Here is a 21430-nt window from a genome sequence, read left to right as displayed (position 1 = left end):
CATCTGTCTCGTATAGGCAAGCTTAGATTAGTATTTAGTTTAATATATTGCTTAATACAGCCTTATAGCTATTTATAAATAAGGGGGTGTTAATAACTGATCGCCAATATTAAGTGGTAGCTCAGAGTCTAGTACATAAGCATAACTGATGTGGTCAAAGGTATTAAAAACCATTACCATACCGCTAGGCTCGTTTGGTAGACGGACTGGTGTGTCATTATCTTTAGTATCACGTACCAAAGGCCCTTTTTGATAAACCGTCAGCACATCACCTGGTTTAGCACCTTGTAAGCTACCCAAATTGATGGCGACCACACTACCCTTCGCAGCCGAGCTGATAGAGTCCATGACACGCACGATCATACCGCCGCGACTGACACTTGCAGGCGTTGGATAAAAGACAGGAGGAATAGCGTTATCTAACTCTACAAATACGCGATCTCCTTCACGCACTTCTTTGCCATAACTATCAATAAGCTGCAAGCTAGTCACACCATTATTTTCTGTAGAAGTTACTAGTCCTGTCGCTACTTGTGTAACTTCCAAGCCGATCACTTCTTGAGTTTTGGGATCTACATATAGCTCACCCTCACGGTAGACGCCGTAACGCTGACCTACGATAAGCGGTACGCCTTTAGCATAGACTTTATCACCACGCGCAGTAATCAAGTTACGGTTTTTAGAAGCTAAAATATAAGGCGTGGTATTAAAGTCTTGAGGATTAACGATAAGCGTTTTATCAAGCCAATGCTGAATAGCTGACCACGGAATAGGAGGAATACTATTGGCCGTCGAGGTAATCGCGACCGTACTCGTACTTACATTTCCAGTAAGCTGCTTTTCAACGCCAGCACAGCCTTCACCAGTATCAACGCCAATCAGTGTTTTTCCTTGAATCACACAAAGGATAAGAACGTCATTAGGGTAAATAAGGTTTGGATTTTTGATTTGCTTATTGGTTGCCCAAATTTCTTTCCAGCGCCATGGGCTGTCTAGGTAGCGACCTGAGATATCCCATAAGGTATCGCCTTTTTTAACGATATAACGATTGGGCGCATCAGCTTTGATAGTTGGCGGCGGATTGTTAGCTTGAGCCGTGCTCATCAACATGGCACTACTAAACGTCGTAACTAATAATCCTTTTGCCAGTGCTTTTGCTGTCTTTTTTAAGCTCATCTTCATCGTTATATCCACAATATGTACCACTGTGTTCGACGCAAAGAACTGTACTAGATTTATTACTGTAAAAATTTCTTAAATTAATAAAAAATCAAATTTATCAGCAATTTATCAATAAAATTCTCATGGCGATTATAGGGTAACTGTTCAGTGTAATTGGCTAGAATAATTCCTAAAAAAGCGCCTAGCACGATGATGACTTGCTGACGCTGTTTCTAATATTACAATTATATCTACCATAACACAATCATAAACACTTTATTACAATGGTGTAACTTTTACGCGGATACTTTTCCTTGTTGATGATAAGCCTTAAGACCGTAATTACTCAAGCAGGATTCGGCGTAACATGTTGGCGGATTTGTTCAGCAACCAGTTCAGCCTTATTATCCAGTACCACTACGTGCTGCGGTAAATCTTCTAACCCTTCAGTGTGCGCTGGACGCTCAATGTCTATTTGACCTACTGCTTCCACAATAGTGTCAGCGAATTTAACGGGTAATGCTGTCTCTGCACAAACAATAAGTTCGCCATCTAACTGTAGCTCTTTGGCAACTTTAATGCCGTCTGCAGTATGTGGATCAACCAATTCACCATGCTGCTCATAAAGCGCTTTGATAGTCTGCAAGCGGTCGCTATGAGTAGATTTACCAGCAGCAAAGCCATAACGCGTATTAACTGCTTCCATCAAGTCAGACAAGTCAAACCCTCGACCTGATTTTACGCCGTCAAATAACTCATGAACGCGCGCACTGTCTTTTTCTAATAATAAATAAACAAAACGCTCAAAGTTAGAGGCTTTTGAAATATCCATTGACGGACTAGAGGTTACATAGGTTTTTTCAGTCGGACGCGGCTGATAAGCGCCTTGGTTAAAGAAATCATTCAACACGTCGTTTTCATTGGTTGCAACAATCAGACGGTCAACTGGCAATCCCATTTCGCGAGCGATGTGACCAGCACAAATATTACCGAAGTTGCCTGATGGTACGCTAAAACTGACTTTTTCATCGTTACTCGTCGTGACCGCAAAGTAAGCTTTAAAGTAATAAACAATCTGCGCTAGGATACGACCCCAGTTGATAGAGTTTACCGTGCCTAGGTTATAAGCCGCTTTAAATTCAGCATCTTGCTGTAGCGCTTTGACGATATCTTGGCAATCATCAAACATCCCATCGATAGCGATATTGTGAATATTAGCATCGGTCAAGCTATACATTTGCGCACGCTGGAATTTACTCATTTTGCCATGTGGTGACAGCATAAATACTTCGATGTTTTCTTTGCCGCGCAATGCATACTCTGCTGCACTACCCGTGTCACCACTGGTCGCACCAATGATCGTAATACGCGCGTCTTTTTTCTTAAGCACATACTCAAAGCCATTGCCCAAAAACTGCATGGCGACATCTTTAAATGCCAATGTCGGACCGTTTGATAATCCTAGAATATATAAGTTATCTTCGAGCTTACGGACAGGAACAATCTCGTCAGAGCCAAACACCTCAGTGGTATAAGTACGCTCAATAATATCTTGCAAATCAGCCGCAGGAATATCCGTCGCAAAACGCTGCATAATCGCCATCGCAAGCTTTGGATAGCTGAGCGTACGCCATTCATCAAGCGTTGCGCTATCGATGTTTGGATAGTGCTCAGGCAACATCAAACCACCATCTGGGGCAAGACCCATCAAAAGCACATCACTAAAATCCATCGGCGCTGTCTGACCACGGGTACTGATATATTTCATTAGATTGTCCTGTCTACAATAATGTTATTCAATAGTTAAAAATGGTTTATTCAGCAGTTTTTTGTAGCAATGCATAATAAAAACCATCGCCACTCGCGCTATCAATCGGTAAGCACTGACGACCGATCGCTTGTTCGATGCCCCATTTGCAATCGTCGGTAAACTCAATCACTACCGCATCATTATGATGAGTAATAAAGTCCTGCATTTGCTCGACGTTTTCTTGCTTTAAGATAGAACATGTCACATACAACAGATAACCACCAGCTTTGAGTTGTGGCCATAAATTATGCAAGATGTCTGCTTGTAGCAGCGCTGTTTGCTCGATATCTTCTTCGGTACGCAAGATACTGATATCTGGATGACGGCGAATCACGCCAGTCGCAGTACAAGGAGAGTCCAATAATATCGCATCAAATACGGGTTCATTTGTCGCCGCTTTTTTATTTTTTCCATGCTGCCATCTGGTCGCATCTGCACAGACGATATTAAGTGCAATGCTGTTATCTGCTTGCTGCAAATCATGCTGACTTAAATTTAGGCGCTGTAAATTCTCACGAATACGCTCGATACGTGGTGCTTCGTTATCGATAGCTGTTACTTTGATGTTGGTATTTTCAGGCGACGTTTCAGATGACATCCCATTGTTATCTTGTTTCACGTGAAACAACGATGACTGGTCGTTAGCACTTATAAGCTCTAACCAATGAGCAAGCTTACCACCAGGGGCTGCACAAGCATCTAGAATATGTATCTCTTTCCTAACACTATCACTGTCAGTATCGTCAGCACTTTTACTTTCAACGCTGAGCTTAGCCATCAATGCTTGATTAATAATAGGTGCAGCTAACTGAGCATGCATATCTTGAACGCTAGCTGTTCCTAAAGCAAAATCAGGCAAAGCGTTAACGGCAGTGCTTTGATGTAGTCTAAGACCTTTGGTTGATAGCGTGGTGGAAGTGGCAGACCCTGATGAGTTTGCTACCTTAAAACCAGTCGTTAGCTCAACGATATCTGCATCAATTTCTGCGCCATCCAATGCATGCTGATAATCCTCTACCGAAGTAACCGCCGAATTCACTCGTAAAAACATCGGGGCTGGTTGGCGCAAGCCTTGTGTCAGCTCATCATACTGTTCGCTCCAATCTTGTTTAAGCTGATAAGCGAGCCAATTCGGTAGACTATGCTTTTTATCGCATTTCTTACGGAATTTGCTTGGATTCTTGGCGACTTTACGCAAAATAGCATTTACTAAACCAGTCGAATGAGCGAACTCAATTTCTTTGGCAGCTTCAACGGTTTCATGAATTGCAGCATGGTCAGCCACTTCTAAATATAGCAACTGTACTAAGCCGACTTGAATAGTGGTACGCACTTCAACTTCGTCGATAGGGTTGTCTGCTAAGCTATCGAGCAAACGTGCCAGCGCATGCCACTGGCGCAATGTCGTGAGCAGTAACGCATGAGCAAAGCCTTTATCGCCATCGTGCAGACTATTCAGTAACGGGTCAAGGACGCTTGAGAGCGACTGACCATTTTGAATAGCCAGTAAGGTACGAATCACACGCACGCGTACGCTGCCATTCATAATAAGATTGCTTGATGGTTTGAGCTTATTGTTTCTAGGCGCAGTACTGTTTTGTCTCATTAAATTTCATTTCCTTGACGTATGATCGATAGCGTCTTGTGCAAGTAGGTTAAATATAAGTAAAAGTTATTTTGATTATGACGTAAATTGATCGCCGTCATTTAATTGGTTGCCGTGGCAAACTTGTTCAGCAGTCATCGGCTTACCACCCGCAAACTGTAAATGGGTAATGGCTAAAGTGGTGGCTGACGATTCAGCGTCACTCTCTTTACCACAAGCGACTAAGATCGCTTTTCGTCCGACACTGATGACAGTTCCAGCAGGCTCATTGGTTTGCTGCGATGTATTTACAGGCAAGCTAGCCAACACTTTGACACGTTGCCCCGCCAAAAAAGTATAAGCACCTGGCCATGGTGTCAGCCCTCGAATTTGGCGTTCAATAGCGGCAGCAGGCTGCGACCAATCAACTTCGCCTTCGGTTTTGACCAGCTTTTCAGCGTAGTTGGCTTGACTATCATCTTGAGCGATAGCTTGAGCTTGATAAGCAGCTAAATCTTTTAGCACCGTACTAATGGCTGTCGCACCAAGTGCAGCCATCTTATCATGTAGGCTAGCAGCGGTATCATCAGAGGCAATACTTTCGCTAACTTTATAAAGCATGTCACCCGTATCAAGACCTTTGTCCATCTGCATAATGGTAATGCCGGTCTCATCGTCTCCGGCCAAGAGTGCTCGATGGATAGGTGCAGCACCGCGCCAGCGTGGCAACAGTGAAGCGTGAATATTCAAGCAACCATGAGTAGGCGTCTCTAATACACCGATAGGTAAAATCAATCCGTAAGCGGCGACAATCATCACATCTGGTTGGTAGGTGCGCAGGGTTTGCCTAGCAGCTAGCCCTTCTGCACTAGACTTTTTAAAAGTGACTGGTTGCTCTACAGCGATATCATGTGCCAATGCAACTTCTTTTACCGCAGATGCTGACAGCTTTTGACCACGACCTGCTTTACGATCAGGCTGCGTATAAACAGCAACTATCTCTATATTCAGCGCTTCTTGCTGATTAATTAACGATTCAAGGCTAATAGCAGCGAATTCAGGTGTACCCGCAAATACTACCCTTAATCGGTTAGTAGTTGGGTTATCATGGTCAGTAAGCGAGTTAGATGTATCAAAGGTAGGAGCAGTTGTAGTCATAATCATGCATTATATAAGGTTTATTTGTTCATTATAGGTGAGTTTACGGCGCAGTGCCATGATTGTAATGACCTCACTTCATGATAACCAATGACATTATTTGCCTTTATAATATCAAGGACATCGAACGTTCTATTTATATCTTTTACAAAACAATTTGGTGTTAATAACCACTCTCTGTAAACAGTAAGCCGTTATTCTGCTATAAATAGAAGGTAACACTAAAAATTTTAGACAATTCAACTGTCGTATAATTCACCTACTATATGTAGAAACCTCATTTTTATTTCACTATATTCTTTCGTGTCGAGATAGGGCCACGCTTTCATGCAACAGTTTCAGTCCTTACAGCGCTTATTGATTTTCTATACCTTGTCTCTCACGGTTATGTTACTGCTGTACTATGTCACACTGTTTGATGGGATAAAAAAACATAGTGAGCAACATAGCATAGATACTTTTTATTCCCTACAGCACAGTATTATTGAGCATGCAGCACCTGTAGATAGTGAAATAAAAAAAATCTTAGAACAACCTACTTTTGATCAACTGAGTTATCAGCTGATTTTGATGATGCCTTCTGGGCAAACCTATATTCATCATAATACTCGTCCTAATGAATCTGCTTTTTCTACCGTTGCTTTCCCTACCATCGGTACATCAGCTTCTAGCAGCAGCGACCATAGCTCCTATACAGTTAATAGCAATGAACTAACAGGAATCATTACTCTAAAAAGCGGACATCAGATTTATATCGTATTACGCCATGAACCTTTTGTTGTCGACTGGATATCTTACCGTTATTGGCTCCCCTTGATGGTCGCCATCGTACTGTTCTTCATGGCATTGCTCTATATGCTCAATCGTCGAACCAACTGGGAACAGTTACTGGTTTATACGGATAATTTGAGTAGCCGCGCAAAAGAATCTTATACGCCGCCGCCATTTCTACAAAAGAAATCTACTACCGAGTTCATGCTGTTAGGTCATGCATTAAGTCGAGTCAGCTACCAACTACATAATGACTATCGGCGTATAAAAACATTGACTCATCGGTTAGAACGCTTGGTTGATCAAGCACCCTTACCAATGTTGATGAGTATACGACATGGTCAAATTAGCTTCTATAATCAACGCTTTGAGCAAGTATTTACCCCTCCTACACAGAGGGAACAGAGCTATGAGCTGACTGATTTCGTTGAAGGGAAAGATGAGGCCACTCAAATACTGTTAAAAACCATCTCAAGTTTACGCGTTACTCGCACACTGATAGTTTATGGCTTGGAGAATAAACAAGCCTACCAACTACACGTAACACCATGGTTCGGTGAACATGGGCAAGTTCATGGTTTTACTGTGATTTTTAATAATGTCGATGAGATTTTCCATCAATCTGAGCAATTACAGCTGCACAACCAACAACTGCAATTACAAATTGATGAATCAAACGAAGCCCAGGCATTTATAGGTCGTAAGTTAAGGTTACCACTAGAGAAGATAATTGATTCGTTGGAACCCATCGACCCTTCAACATTGACAGCTCAAGGCAAAAAAACTCTAAATACATTGATTACAACCAGTCAAAGCATGTTGACTGTGCTCAATGAGACGCTAGCAACAGAGGAAGTTGAAGTCAGAAAAACACGTCTAAGTATAGAAACGGTTGATATTTATAAGGTAAGCAAAGAGGTTAGCAATTTAGTCACAAAAGAAATAAGACAACAAGGGTTAGAATTGATCTATTTCTTTGCGCCAGACTGTCCTCGTTACATCGAAACTGATTACATTCGACTGCACCATATCCTATTAAACATGTTGAAAAACGCTATTAGCTTTACAACATCAGGCTATGTCGCGCTCACTGTTGATCGTGTACCTGAAGATAAAGTAACGCGAATAAGTAATCAGCATTTAACTCCTAACAATGACACGACAATGCCTGCGCAGACATCTTATTGGATTCGGTTTAGCGTAAAAGACACTGGAGCAACTATTACTCCTGAGAGAAAAAATCAATTAGTCAATATCTTGAATCAAAGCAATCATAACTTAGTTGAAGACAGTAATATTGGCTTGAGTGATGCCAATAGCTTTGCTCAGTTACTCGGCGGTTTTATCGAACTAAATAATACGGTGGATAAAGAAACGATATTTAGCCTCTACCTTCCTTATCCTCATGCCACTTATCAATCGGTATATCATCGTTGTTCGCAGCTGCCCCATATTCACCTTATCGCTGTCATCAATCAGCCTCTAGTTGCTGAACATTTACAACGTTTGTGCGAGTACTTAACGATATCCGTGACTATCTACAGCACTTTAGATAGAGCTACTGTACAGCAGCTAAAAAATAAATTAAAACAAGATGAGCAAACCGTCATTCCTATCTTGTTATTAGATTATGAATACAGCCAATCCATCACCTTATCAGCTCATGCGAGCAACAAGTATAGCGAGCAGCAAGAAGCATTAAATGACCTAGTCACTACGCCTTCACTACCAAAGATATTACTTAGCATGAAACTTGAAAGGCATATCCCTTCTACTTTACTAGGCCAGTATGATGGATTTTTGACCAAACCCTTGGACGCAAGTTTACTACTGTCTGAGCTACTACGCTTAACCTTGTTTGCAAGGAAAACGCTAAACATACTGGTCAAACATCAATATGACAGCAGTTCATCTTTTATGGAAGAAGAGATACCTAAGAAAGAAATCTTGTCTCCACTGATTTTGGTGGTAGAGGACAGTCCTACTAACCAAAAGATAGCCTGTAAGATGTTAAGTAAGCTTGGTTATCGTAGTATTGTCGCAGAAGATGGACAGCAAGCACTCGAGAAACTCAAAAGCCAACGTGAAGAGATTTCTTTGATTTTGATGGACTGCAGAATGCCCGTTATGGATGGCTTACAAGCCACACAAGCGATTCGCTCGCAAGGTGATAAAATACCGATTGTGGCGCTAACTGCAAATAATACAGAAGAAGATCGCGAGGCTTGTATGCAAGTTGGTATGGACGAGTTTTTATCCAAACCCATTAGTAAGAAAGACTTAGAATCCGTTTTGCAGAGTTTTATACAATAAATCTCTAGTGCAAATAAAAAACACCCTATCGATATCATTTAATCAAAATAATATCGATAGGGTCGAAAACTTGGTACGAGGATAATATTTCGGTAAGCTTAATTATTATTTCATAAACCCATTATCGGCCAAAAATGTTTCTGTGATTTGGCTTTGCGGGCTTGATGCATTCATACCGCCAGATTGAGATTTATTTAGTAGACGTTCTAGATAACGAGCAACGATATCTACTTCAATATTAACTTTGTTACCTACTAACCAATGCTTAGCGATATTCGTCACTTGAGCAGTATGCGGAATGATATTTAGAGAGACAATATTGTCACGCACTAAATTGGTCGTCAGACTAATACCATCTACTGTAATAGAGCCTTTGGTCGCTGTATAGTGCGCTAGCTCTTGCGGTATCTCAATCTCAATATAGATAGAACGAGCATCTTGTTGTAATTTACTAACGATCCCTACGCCATCTACATGACCAGCGACAATATGACCACCAAAACGAGTTGTCGGTAGCATGGCCTTTTCTAGATTGACCGTATGTCCTGCTTTTAACCCTTCTAATGCTGTTCTAGCAATCGTTTCACGTGAGACATCAACAGAGTAGTAGTTGCTTCCGAGCTCCACCACGGTTAAACAAATACCATTTGATGCAATAGAATCGCCTAGCTTCACGTCACTGAAATCCAAGTCATCAGACTCTACTGTCAAACGTATGTCACCGCCTGTCGCCTGCATCGATTTAATTTTTCCAACGCTTTCTATAATTCCAGTAAACATATTATCCTCATCTCATTACTGAATTGCCTTCATAGGCGAATATTTTAGTTTATCAAATCAGCTATCAATTCTTTATCACAATTTGTTCAAATAGATGACAGTGAAACATCGTTAGACTTGACCTTTAATAGGATAGATTGTGGATAAGTAGGGATAAATCAATAGAGGTATAGCTAGAACCCGCTATAAATACATAGTTATCCACAATAAATAAAAATTTCACATCAAACCTATTTACTTATGAATAGACTTTTAAGGTATTGATTTATATAAGCATTTATTAAAATAATCAAGATATTAACATCTTTTGTGTTTCATGTGGAACAAAGTTATACACAGTTCCATGTGAAACACGTAAAACGAATAACTAATTTATCCACATTTTGGGATTATTATCAGAACTCATGGAAAACATACTTATTTGAAAGATATTTATAAAGGTAATAAGGTTAATTTGAGATCTGGACCAAGCTGCTGATGACTTTCTATATCAAACCGTAATTGCTGAGCAAGGAACATAGGATTGAAATCAACCATTGGCCGAGCGTCATCACCAAGTAAACAAGGTGCTTGATACACGATTAACTCATCTACCAACTGTTGACTCAAAAAACTACCTGCAACGCTAGCACCTGCTTCCACCAACACGTCATAGCATTGATGCTCACTGACTAACTTTACTAACAACGCTGGTAAATCGTCTTCATGCCAATAGATAGTATCTGGATGCTGACACAGCTGATACTCAGACTGTAGACTTCGCTTTAAACGCTGACGCCTATCAAGTATGACTATCTTAGGGTTAGGTATTTTCTCAGGTGGTACGTCCAGTTGTCTTGAGCGCACATTGAGCTGTGGGTTATCAGTTATTACAGTTTCACTACCTGTAATAATCGCGCCACTTTGTGCTCGTAGTTTTTGTACATCTTCGCGAGCAGCTGTCGAGGTAATCCACTTTGATTCACCAGATGCCATCGCTGTACGGCCGTCTAAACTGGTCGCTATTTTCAATCGTACATAGGGCATCTGAGTGCGCATAGCTTTTAGAAACCCACGGTTTAGTGCCTCTGCCTGCTCTGTCAGGACACCGACCGTTACCTCAATACCAGCTTGCTCTAATAGTTTCACACCGCGACCTGCGACCTGCGGATTTGGATCCAGACCTGCAATCACAACGCGCTTTACCTTAGCGGCAACAAGCGCCAATGCACATGGCGGCGTACGTCCCGTATGACTACATGGCTCTAATGTAACGTAAGCAGTTGCCCCTGCTGCCTGTGTACCAGCCTCTTTCAGCGCAAACACTTCTGCATGTGGCTCACCAGCTTTAGGGTGAAACCCTTGACCAACAATCTGCTCTGCCTGAACAATAACGCAGCCCACTGCAGGATTCGGTCTAGTAGTATACAAACCGCGCTTCGCTTGTTCGATAGCAAGCATCATAAAGTAGCGGTCTTGAGCATCTTGAGCATGGCTTTGAGTAGACATAAGGCTAGGCTTAATAAATGATTAAGGGTTCTATATAAGAAAATAAGGTTTGAAAGCTGATTGGTAATTAGAAATTACTTATCAACTAAGGATTACTTAAAAGCTTGCTTCACTTACTTCTCATTTGGACGAATATTGGCAATTTCTTGATGGAATGCATCGATATCTTGAAAGTCGCGATACACGCTAGCAAAGCGTACATAGGCGACATCATCCAAAGTTTTGAGTTCACTCATGATGATTTCACCCAAGACTTTACTACTGATTTCTCGCTCACCCATCTGCCTAACACGCTTTTCAATACGACTAATCATCGCCTCTTGTTCATCGATAGTGATAGGACGCTTTTGTAAAGGTAGTAAAATAGAACGGCGCAGCTTTTCATTGTCATAAGGTTCAATCTTGTTGCTTGATTTGATAATCCTTGGCATGACAACTTCTACCATCTCAAAAGTCGTAAAACGTTCTTGGCAGCTGTTACACGAACGGCGTCGACGCACTTGTGCACCTTCCGCAGCAAGACGTGAGTCAATAACCTTGGTCTCTGACGCATTACAGTACGGACAGTGCATAGCATTTCCTTATTTTACGATTGAGAATAAGAGCAGTATTTCCAAAATAGCTAATTTTATTAAAAAATAAAGAATACCGTTTATCAGTTATTTACCAATACAAAAGCTGCCGAATATCTTACCCAATAAGTCATCAGCACTAAACTCACCTGTGATTTCACCCAAGCTCTGTTGGGCCTGACGTAAACTATCAGCAACCAACTCACCTGCTTCAAATACGGTTAATTGTTCATGTGCTTCTGCCAAGAAATTAGCTGTCCGTCTAAGCGCGTCTAAATGTCTGGTACGAGCAATTAAACTGTTTTCTGGTGGATGAAAGCCTACTTTCTCACATAGTGCTTCAACTAAATCATCAATACCAATACCTGTTTCACATGAAACATTGACTTGCTGATAACCTCTTTTCTTGATCTCAGCTTGAGTCTTAGCAGCACTTTCTTCTCTATCATTATTGCTCAATAAGTCGCTTTTATTAGCAATGATTAGTAAGCGTTTAGCTTCTGGTAACTCACCAAATAACTGTTCAGCAAGCTGTAACGGTGTACTTTCTTCTTCAACATCGCGAGTCACATCGTAGACCATCAGTAGCATATCAGCTTGCGTGATGGCAGTACGGGCACGCTCAATTCCGATACGTTCCACAGTGTCTTCTGTCTCGCGTAGGCCTGCTGTGTCGGTCAGATGTAGTGTCAAACCATTGAGCACAACTGTCTCTTGCAGCGTATCACGTGTAGTACCAGCGACATCAGTCACGATAGCACGCTCTTGTCCTGCAAGACGGTTGAGCAAGCTAGATTTACCTGCGTTTGGCCTACCTGCTAGCACGACATGGATACCATCGCGCAAAAGCTGACCTTGCTTTGCCGTTGATAAAACTTGTTGTATCTTATCTTGCGTCTGCTCAAGTTTGCTTTGTATGACGCCATCAGACAAAAAGTCCACATCCTCTTCATCAGGGAAATCAATCGCTGCTTCGACATGTAAACGAAGGTGAATGAGTTGTTCTAGTAGCTGGTTAATTTTTTGTGAAAACTCACCGCTTAGAGAACGAATCGCACTACTGGCCGCGGCAGCACTAGTCGCATCAATCGCATCAGCGATCGCTTCGGCCTGTACCAAGTCCAATTTATCGTTATCAAAGGCACGGTAAGAGAACTCTCCTGCACTCGCTTGCTTGGCACCTAGCTCAAAAACTCGTGCAAGCAACTGGTTTTGCAAAATAACACCACCATGCCCTTGTAGCTCAATAACGTCCTCACCTGTGAATGAATGCGGACCTTTGAAAAACAAGACCAATCCCTCATCGATGACAGTGCCATCAGCTTGATAAAAACGACAAAAGCTGGCCATCCGCGGCGTAAAAGCAGACTTACCTGTTAAAGCACATGCCATATCGTAAGCACGGCTGCCTGATAGACGTATGACACCCACACCCCCTCGCCCGAGCGGCGTTGCAATCGCAGCAATTGTAGCCAATCCAGATGTATTAGACTTTTCAGAAGAATTAGGTACGGCTAATGCTGTCTCTAAGGAATCCACAATGACTCTCAATGTTTAAAAGCTCCATTATAGACGTCTGGACTCATACTGACAAAGCAAACTTTGAAAGGTAGCCGCATCAGACATATTTTCGTTTTAATATTTATAAACTATGGATAATGTTGATAAGCTGTGGATAACATTTACCACTTATACACCACCTATAAAAAAACCACCGCTTGCGCGATGGTTTTTTATATTTCTAAAAAAGAACTAATTAATCGACTACTTTTACCGTACGACGCTTCTGCTCTTCATCGACTTTCTTATTAACGATATATTGCTGAGTCATACTAAACAAGTTGTTGACTGTCCAATATAAAACCAAACCTGCTGGGAAGAACAACATGAACGCAGTAAAGATAATCGGCAAGAACTTCATGACTTTTGCTTGCATCGGATCTGCTGGCTGCGGGTTCAACTGCTGCTGTACAAACATCGACGCACCCATTAGCAATGGTAAGATAAACCATGGGTCCATCGCTGATAGATCTTGAATCCACAAAATCCATGGTGCATGACGCAGCTCAACACTCTCTACCAACACCCAATATAAAGCTAAGAAAATAGGCATCTGCATCAAGATTGGTAGACAACCTGCCATCGGATTGACTTTTTCTTCTTTGTATATCGCCATCATTTCTTGCGACATTTTCATCCGATCATCGCCATGCTCTTCTTTAAGCACTTTAAGTCTTGGTGCAATGGCACGCATTTTAGCCATCGAGTAGTAGCTCTTATTAGAGAACCACATCAAGGCAATTTTTACTAAGATAGTCAGTAAAATAATTGACCACCCCCAGTTACCAACAACCTTATGCACACCTTCCAAGATAGCAAATAAGACCTTTGATATTGGCCACAGCAGACCATAATCAACTGTTTTGTTAAGGCCTACCGCAACGTCTTTTAGCTCAGACTGAACTTTTGGACCTGCATACAGTGTTGCATTTAAAGTAACTTGTTTGTTTGGTGCTACGTTCACTGGTTGACTATTGAAGCCAATAAAGTAATCACTACCTGTTTCACGTGTAAAGAATTTGCCAGTGAAATTTTCAGGTGTCCAAGCAGATACAAAGTAATGCTGTACGATACCAACCCAGCCTTTATCGCTAGTCGTCGTCAACTCACCATCACTAAAGTCGCCAAATTTCAGCTTATTATAAGGATCATCTGGTGTACCCCAAGCGCCGCCTAGATAAGTCGCCATGCTCAGCGCGCCTTTATCAGACATACCAGGGTCTTTACTATCATCACGCTTTAATTGCGCAAACATCTGACCTTGCCAAGCATTGGTAGACGCGTTTTGGATCTGATAACTAATATCGATTGGATATTTATTTTCAGTGAAAGTGAAAGTCTTGGTGATCGTCACGCCGTCTTTTTTGTAAGTAAGCGGCACTGACAACGTTTGCTGTCCATCTTCCATCACATAATTGTTAGCAGTATGGCTATAAGTCGCTCTACCTTCTGCTGTATCAATACCGTTCTGACCAATAAGTCCAGATTGAGCCACATACACACGGTTACTATTGTTTTCTAACAATACGAAAGGCTTATCGCTATCGAGCGTTGCGTCATACTGCTTTAGCGCAGCATAAACAATATCACCACCTTCTGGATTGATTTTTATATCATAGCGATCAGTTGTTACCGTGATTAGACCAGCGTTTTTCGCAGGCGTCGCTGTCACAGCACTGTTATCCACAGGTAATGTCTGTACCGGGATATCACCTGCTGCACCAGTAGTAGAAGGAATGTCAGCACCTACCGAACTCGTAGTTTCTGGCACCGCATCTACAGCTGGAGCATCGGCATAATCATCTCGCCATGCCAAAATCAGCAGATAAGCGGTAATTAGCATCGCAATGATGATCATCACCCGAAATATCTTTTGCATAAACCTTTCCTAGATTAAAAAATTAGGGAATGAAAAATTAGGGCATGTGTCATGACTGACCTACACAGCTGTCCTGTCACATTGCAACTGAATTAGTAGTCATTTACATAAAATGTGCATCATTTTACTAAAAATCTGTCTCAAATGATACCAAGAGTGTGGATAACTTGTGGGTAACTCAACAGAGTATCTATCTGAGACTAAAGAGGTCAACTTTATGTTGATTTCATCAAATAATTAAGCTGTGAAACATAGCTAGTATTGTCTCGATAGACACCCAAACCCTGAAGGTTGATATTTAGTACATCACTAAAAGATATATATTGATAACTATAGGAAGCTAAGGGTAAGGGTACAAAGTCTATACCGTGCCCACCTAAAGGGTGACACCTACTAAGACGTTTTAACAACAACCAACCACCCTTACAGGCACCATGCCATGTTAAAGCTTGTTTGCCATAATTTGAGCATGTCGGATAATAGCGACAACGAGCAGGTATTACAGGACTAACTATTTTTTGATAAAAAACAATAAAATCAAAAAATACTTTATAGAAAAATTTATTTATATTTTTTATTTTTAATAAAATATTCATTTTATTTTTTTTCTATTTTTTTAAAGATATTAATTATTTGATTTTTTAATTCTTCATTATCTATATCTTTAATAGATTTTTTGACAATAAAAACAATATCTTTATTTTCCATTTTAAAAGCTTTGGTACGGAACTCTTCACGCACATATCTTTTGATTAGATTACGAGCGACAGCAGTAGGGACTTTACGCTTGGTAATAGCCATACCGACTCGCGGCTGTGCATGCTCGTTAGCACGTACAAAAGCCATTAAATGACTCTGATGAATCTTGCGCTCAGGTGCGTCAAATACCTCACGAAAGGCTGCAGGAGTAAGCAGGCGTTGCTGTTTAGTGAAACTAGCTGCAGGTGTATCTGATAGAGTATTGGACATAGTACAACCTAGTAGAATAACGATAGGAGAAATAATAACAAATTATAGAGACAAAAAAAGCGCCGATGTAGGCGCTTTTAATATATGGCTAAGTATCAGTTGTGATGATTGACTATCGCAATCTATAAACAATAAGAACACAACAAGCACTATTAGCCATGCTTATCGCAATCTACTGATTATACAGTAAGGCGATGACGTCCTTTAGCGCGGCGACGAGCTAAGACCTGACGGCCTTTTTTAGTTGCCATACGAGCACGGAAACCGTGAGTACGTTTACGCTTGATCACGCTTGGTTGGAATGTACGTTTCATAACTCACCTATCAAAATAATGGACTAAATTCGTAATAACGGAGGATTATACCATTCAGTATAGTTTTGGTCAATAAACTAATTTGCTTTGTCCCTAAATAGGAAATACCTCATACGAACTTAGTAGAGATATTTCCTTAAAAACTTATTTCTAGTAATCAAATTTTATAGTTATATATTCTATAATTTACAAGGTTATCCACAGCTAGACTGAAATACTATAATAATAATTAATTAATATAAATATAGTATTGTTATTATTGGGACCATGATTATCTGTGGTTAAGTCCATTTTCCTTTTTATTATCAAATTACTAGACTATGGGTAAGCCTGTGGATAAACTGTGGGTTAAATATGGATAACTAACTTATAAAAGTTATACACAAAATTATCCACAGTCTTATCCACAAAAAAACGAGGTTTTATCCACAGGGTATCTGTGTTAAATTAGGCGCTACTTGATATACACCTTCGTATAGGGTGCTAGTACGAACTCTTTGGTTAGTTGTTACGTGTAATATCGAGGCTTAGGTAGCAAGTTATATTGCTAAAAAATAACTATTATTTCAGATCACAAGGTCAGTACTTTTCATGATAGACACAGCAAATATTTGGGATAAATGTCTAAACGATTTGCGTTACAACGTCAAAGACAACGTGTTTACTATGTGGCTGAGACCTCTGTCAGCTCATCAAGAAGCGCAAACTTTGATTATTCTTGCTCCCAATGATTATTTTGTGACGTATATCAAGAAGAATCATCTTCAAGATATTCAGCAGTTGGTGACCAAACACAGTCAAGGTAGTATTGAAGAGGTCGTCGTACGTGTTGATAATGCTGGCCGCAATGCAGAAGATAATAGTCAATCAGGTTCTTTGTTTATAGAAGACGAGGTCTCCCCTACCCCATTCGAACATAAATTTGAATCTATTCATCATAACAACGCAAAAGCAGATATCGACGCGAACATGCGTCATAATGAGCCAGTTGAGTCTGCTGATACAAAATCATTAAGCTACCTGAACCCCGAATTTACTTTTGAAACCTTTGTTACAGGTAAGTCCAATAACTTGGCTTACAAGGCTTGTTATGAACTTGGTAAGCGCCAATCGAAAAATCGTCATAATCCTTTATTTATATACGGCCCTTCTGGATTGGGAAAAACCCATTTAATGCATTCTGTAGCTCATCGCTATTTAAAAAATAATCAAAGTTTTTATTATTTCACTTCTGAAAAATTTATAAATCAATTAGTTTATTCCTTAAGAAATAATAAAATAGAAGATTTTAAAAAGAAAATAAAAAAAGTAGATTTGTTAATTGTAGATGATATTCATGTATTGGCAGGAAAGACTAAAAGTAGTAATGAGTTTCTAACATTATTTGCAGATTTTACTAGTGGTGATAAACAACTTATTTTAGCCTCTGATCGACATCCCTCCCAAATGACAGAATTTGATGAACGATTTAGATCACGGTTTTCTTGGGGGTTAACAGTCGCTGTTGATCCTCCTGAGATTGATACTCGAGTACAAATTCTGCAGAAAAAAGCAGCCTCCTACGGTATGGTATTACCAAAGGAATGTGCGCTATTCATTGCGCAAAATGTGGTGTCTAATGTCAGACGTTTAGAAGGTGCCCTAAATCAGGTGTTTGCCAATGCTAACTTAACAGGGGCACAGATTACCCTTGAGATGGTGCAATACGCACTAAAAGACATCGTTGCGATGCGTGTGCAGGCAGTGAATATGGATAACATCCGTAAGGTAGTGGCTGAGTACTATGATGTCACGGTCAAAGATATTATGGGGCGCAAACGTACGCGTAGTATTGCAAGACCACGTCAAATAGCGATGGCTTTGTCGCGTGAATTAACAGGCGATAGCTTCCCTGAAATTGGTCAGTCGTTCGGTGGACGCGACCATACGACGGTGATGCATGCTTGTGATAAAGTAAATGAGTTGAGAGCAGCAGATCCTGCATTTGATAAGGATTATAAAACCCTAGCTCTGATGTTACAGGCAGGATAAAAGCGCTAGATATCGTTGTATTCTAGTAGATACAGATGGTTTATAATATCGAAAATATAAGTCCACAGATGCTTTGTAGATTATCGTCAGCAGACAAGGTATTATTAAGTCATTACGACAAATTTTTATAAAAGAATCATTCAAATAAGAGTAACTAAGCATGCAATTATCGATCAATCGAGAATCGTTACTAAAAGCTATCAACTTGATCGCCAAAGCCGCTGATAAACGCCACAATATGGTTATATTGGGTAATATGAAGCTACAGCTATCAGACTCCGAGCTTATCTTAACAGCGTCAGATTTAGAGGTAGAGCTGACATCGACATTGAAATTGCCTGCTGGTGCTTGTGTTGAAGCAGGTACAACGACGCTTCCTGCAACCAAGCTAAAAGATATTTGTAAATCGCTACCAGCGCAGGCGCAAGTTAATCTAGCAACTCAGGTAAATGAGCGTTGCTTGTTAACTAGTGGTAAGAGTCGTTTTACATTAGGAACATTGCCAAGCGAAGACTATCCGAGCTTGGGTAACCCTGAAAATATCACACCTCTGACCATTAGCCGTAATCGTCTGACAGATTTGATTCATAAAACGCAGTTTGCAATGGCGATTCAAGATGTACGCTACTACTTAACAGGTATGCTCTTTGACGTTTCACAGCAGCAACTGACAACGGTAGCAACAGATGGCCATAGATTGGCATTAGCCCGTAGTGTGATCAATGTAAGCGCAGATCTCAATATGCAGGCTATCTTGCCACGTAAGGCAGTGATCGAACTTGAGCGTTTGGCTTCTGAGCTTGGTAAAATGTTGGGTGATCAGGACAACGCAGTTACTCTGAGCTTCGGTCGAGAGTTTTTACAAGTAAGTTTGCCATTTGGTGATGTAGATAGTGCAGGGCAGGTCAGCCAAGATCTAATGGTAACATTTACCGCACGTTTAATTGATGGTAAGTTCCCTGATTATCGCCGTGTGATGCCAAGCAATACTGACAAGCTGGCTTTATTCAGTCAGGAAAAAATGACAGATGTTCTACGTCGTGTTGCCATCTTGAGTAATGAAAAATCTCGTGGTGTGGTTTTTAATTTTGCTAGCGATGGTATGGTAGAAGTACGTGCTAATAATGCTGAGCAGGATGAAGCAGTCGAGATGATACAAGCTAAGTATCAAGGTGAGCCAATGGAGTTGTCATTTAATGCTGCTTATCTGCAAGATGTATTAGGCGTCATCCAAGGCGATTTGCAAATGCATATGAGTCAATCGAATGCCTCTGTATTGGTCAATCAACTAAATGATGAATTCCATCAGTATGTCATTATGCCAATGCGTATATAGTGAGTTTTTCTTTGGAAATAAACAAAATTGAATAGAACTAGTATGTTTCAAAGGGTTTTGTTTTCAATACTCAGTATTGATTTTTAATAAACTTTTGACTGCTAAATAAGTAGGCTTTAATGGGCGGCTATCGATACTATGATTGAACGTCTACAAATATCCCATCTTAGAAACCTTACTCAAATTAGTTTAGAGCCTGCTGCCTGCAACATCATTATCGGTGCAAATGGCAGTGGTAAAACCTCGTTGCTTGAAGCTATATTCTTGTTATCAAGAGGTAAGAGCTTTCGTCATCACCAGCCTAAACGTTATATCCAACATCATCAAAATAACACGACTGTTCATGCTAAGCTCAATGATAGTCGTACTTTAGCTATTCAAAAGCAAGCAGATGCTACGACCATCTTACGCCTCAATCAAACCACTGTTTATAACCAAAGTATCTTGACAGAGCAGCTACCTACATTGCTGATAGATCCATCGACGATGGATATGTTGGAGCAGGGAAGTGCGAGCCGTCGACAGCTGCTAGATTGGCTAGTGTTTCACATGAAACAAGGGTTTCATCCACAATGGATGGCTTATCAACGCCTACTGAAACAGCGCAATAGTTTGCTAAAGAGGACTCGTCATTTAACCCAAGTACAGCTTTCTGAGCTGAAATCATGGGATAAAGGGTTGAGTAACCATGCTGCTTTGATTCATCATTATCGCGAGCAAGTATTTACTGAATGGCAGCCTTATTTTGCCAAGAGTATTTTACAGCTATTGCCTTCTTACGCTGAGCAACTGAGCCTAAGCTATAACGCTGGTTATGACACCAGTGTCGCGCTAGATGTGCAGCTTAATGAGCGGTTAGAGCAGGATTTGCAATTGGGATATACTCGTATAGGCAATCATCGTGCTGATATTCATGTGCATTGGCGTTCTAATGAGTCTGTAAACGATCAAACGACAGATCACAGAACAGCAGCTTCAGCAAATAGTATCCAAACCAAATTACCGACTTTAAAAGAGCAGGCAGCAAATGTATTGTCTCGCGGTGAAAAGAAACTGCTCATTACTGCACTGCGCCTATCGCAGCTACCACTGTTGCTAAACGATAAAGAGAGCAGTGACTCACTCAATGATGATTTATCATCGAAAGCAACCCCTGTTGTGCTTCTAGATGATATCACTGCAGAACTAGATGATAGAGCTATAGAAATACTGCTATCGACCCTAGCTCAACTCCCTTGCCAAGTATTTATGACCAGTCTAACAGACGATATTTTACCTTTAGTTAATGAACTTTGGTCACAACCAAATACGTTTCACGTGAAACAAGGAAAAATCTCATTTACTAACTAATATTTCATTCTTCTGCTTATACTTTTGATGATTACCCATCTACTTTAACTTCTCATTATTCAATACACTAGCCACTACTATCTGTCCTGACAGTTACTATGTTAAGACGACCTTTCACAGACCGTAAAACTCTCAGTAAACAGTGACTTAGAAGCAAAAAAATGTTAAAATAACCCTTTATTTTTGTCCTGTGCTCAGCAATTTATTTGATAGCATCATAGAAAAGATTTCTATTTTTCAATTATTCATAAATGTTTGATAAATTTGTATTTTATTTATTTCAATAGTTTTAACAAAGGTTAGAAAAACAAAGACTATTACTAATAAATAATTTACTAATTTTATCTCTGTGC

The 21430-nt window shown here is 40.5% G+C and carries 16 protein-coding genes; 4 read left to right on the top strand and 12 right to left on the bottom strand.

The genetic code is table 11. The annotated features are described in order from the left end of the window. Positions 1-72 precede the first annotated feature (72 nt). The 4 genes from QO187_RS07415 to fmt all read right to left on the bottom strand — a co-directional run bounded on the left by QO187_RS07415 (position 73) and on the right by fmt (position 5714). Positions 73-1176 carry a LysM peptidoglycan-binding domain-containing protein gene (locus QO187_RS07415; RefSeq protein ID WP_335731824.1) on the bottom strand — a complete coding sequence of 368 codons (1104 nt, stop codon included), beginning with the start codon at positions 1174-1176 and terminating at the stop codon, positions 73-75. A gap of 331 nt (positions 1177-1507) precedes the next feature. Next, entirely contained in the window at positions 1508-2929 is a 1422-nt protein-coding gene (gene thrC, locus QO187_RS07410; protein ID WP_371547865.1) for a threonine synthase, read from the bottom strand. A gap of 46 nt (positions 2930-2975) precedes the next feature. Further along, positions 2976-4577 carry a transcription antitermination factor NusB gene (locus QO187_RS07405; protein WP_102094848.1) on the bottom strand — a complete coding sequence of 534 codons (1602 nt, stop codon included), beginning with the start codon at positions 4575-4577 and terminating at the stop codon, positions 2976-2978. 75 nt (positions 4578-4652) lie between these two features. Beyond that, positions 4653-5714, bottom strand: coding sequence for a methionyl-tRNA formyltransferase (gene fmt / locus QO187_RS07400; protein WP_102094884.1), 1062 nt, complete (start codon positions 5712-5714; stop codon positions 4653-4655). A 327-nt stretch (positions 5715-6041) separates the two neighbouring features. Here fmt and QO187_RS07395 point away from each other — a divergent pair, with 327 nt between their 5' ends. After that, on the top strand, positions 6042-8798 hold the full coding sequence (locus QO187_RS07395; RefSeq protein WP_102094847.1) for a hybrid sensor histidine kinase/response regulator: 2757 nt from the start codon (positions 6042-6044) through the stop codon (positions 8796-8798). A 105-nt stretch (positions 8799-8903) separates the two neighbouring features. Here QO187_RS07395 and QO187_RS07390 read toward each other — a convergent pair whose 3' ends face one another. From QO187_RS07390 to rpmH, 8 genes are all read right to left on the bottom strand, one after another. After that, positions 8904-9578, bottom strand: coding sequence for a riboflavin synthase (locus tag QO187_RS07390; RefSeq protein ID WP_102094846.1), 675 nt, complete (start codon positions 9576-9578; stop codon positions 8904-8906). Positions 9579-10010: 432 nt separating this feature from the next. Next, complete coding sequence (gene ribD, locus QO187_RS07385; protein ID WP_102094845.1) at positions 10011-11066, bottom strand: bifunctional diaminohydroxyphosphoribosylaminopyrimidine deaminase/5-amino-6-(5-phosphoribosylamino)uracil reductase RibD; 1056 nt, start codon at positions 11064-11066, stop codon at positions 10011-10013. A gap of 113 nt (positions 11067-11179) precedes the next feature. Beyond that, positions 11180-11638, bottom strand: coding sequence for a transcriptional regulator NrdR (gene nrdR, locus QO187_RS07380; protein ID WP_057762240.1), 459 nt, complete (start codon positions 11636-11638; stop codon positions 11180-11182). A gap of 87 nt (positions 11639-11725) precedes the next feature. Next, positions 11726-13114 (bottom strand): tRNA uridine-5-carboxymethylaminomethyl(34) synthesis GTPase MnmE, encoded by a 1389-nt coding sequence (gene mnmE / locus QO187_RS07375; RefSeq protein ID WP_102094883.1) that lies wholly within the window; start codon positions 13112-13114, stop codon positions 11726-11728. Positions 13115-13394: 280 nt separating this feature from the next. Further along, positions 13395-15077: a membrane protein insertase YidC gene (gene yidC, locus QO187_RS07370; protein WP_102094844.1), complete on the bottom strand. Its 1683-nt coding sequence runs from the start codon at positions 15075-15077 to the stop codon at positions 13395-13397. Positions 15078-15292: 215 nt separating this feature from the next. Then, a complete protein-coding gene (yidD, locus tag QO187_RS07365; RefSeq protein ID WP_102094843.1) occupies positions 15293-15673 on the bottom strand; it encodes a membrane protein insertion efficiency factor YidD in 381 nt (126 codons plus the stop codon). A 1-nt stretch (position 15674) separates the two neighbouring features. Further along, positions 15675-16046, bottom strand: a complete 372-nt coding sequence (rnpA, locus tag QO187_RS07360; RefSeq protein WP_102094842.1) for a ribonuclease P protein component — start codon at positions 16044-16046, stop codon at positions 15675-15677. A gap of 179 nt (positions 16047-16225) precedes the next feature. Then, positions 16226-16360, bottom strand: coding sequence for a 50S ribosomal protein L34 (rpmH, locus tag QO187_RS07355; RefSeq protein WP_007394757.1), 135 nt, complete (start codon positions 16358-16360; stop codon positions 16226-16228). 591 nt (positions 16361-16951) lie between these two features. On the opposite strand from rpmH, the gene dnaA reads away from it, so the two are divergent. The 3 genes from dnaA (at position 16952) to QO187_RS07340 (ending at position 21077) form a co-directional block, all read left to right on the top strand. Further along, on the top strand, positions 16952-18391 hold the full coding sequence (gene dnaA, locus QO187_RS07350; RefSeq protein WP_102094841.1) for a chromosomal replication initiator protein DnaA: 1440 nt from the start codon (positions 16952-16954) through the stop codon (positions 18389-18391). Positions 18392-18551: 160 nt separating this feature from the next. Continuing rightward, positions 18552-19727, top strand: a complete 1176-nt coding sequence (gene dnaN / locus QO187_RS07345) for a DNA polymerase III subunit beta (protein ID WP_371547859.1) — start codon at positions 18552-18554, stop codon at positions 19725-19727. Between the two features lie 138 nt (positions 19728-19865). Next, the gene (locus QO187_RS07340) at positions 19866-21077 is read left to right on the top strand and encodes a DNA replication/repair protein RecF (protein ID WP_102094839.1); all 1212 of its coding nucleotides are present in this window, start codon (positions 19866-19868) and stop codon (positions 21075-21077) included. The last annotated feature ends 353 nt before the right edge of the window (positions 21078-21430 follow it).

The organism is Psychrobacter sp. Arc9 (assembly GCF_041431295.1).
Classification (GTDB): Bacteria; Pseudomonadota; Gammaproteobacteria; order Pseudomonadales; family Moraxellaceae; genus Psychrobacter.
The sequence above is the reverse complement of the archived record's forward strand: the minus strand, read 5'-3'. Positions and strand labels throughout refer to the sequence as shown.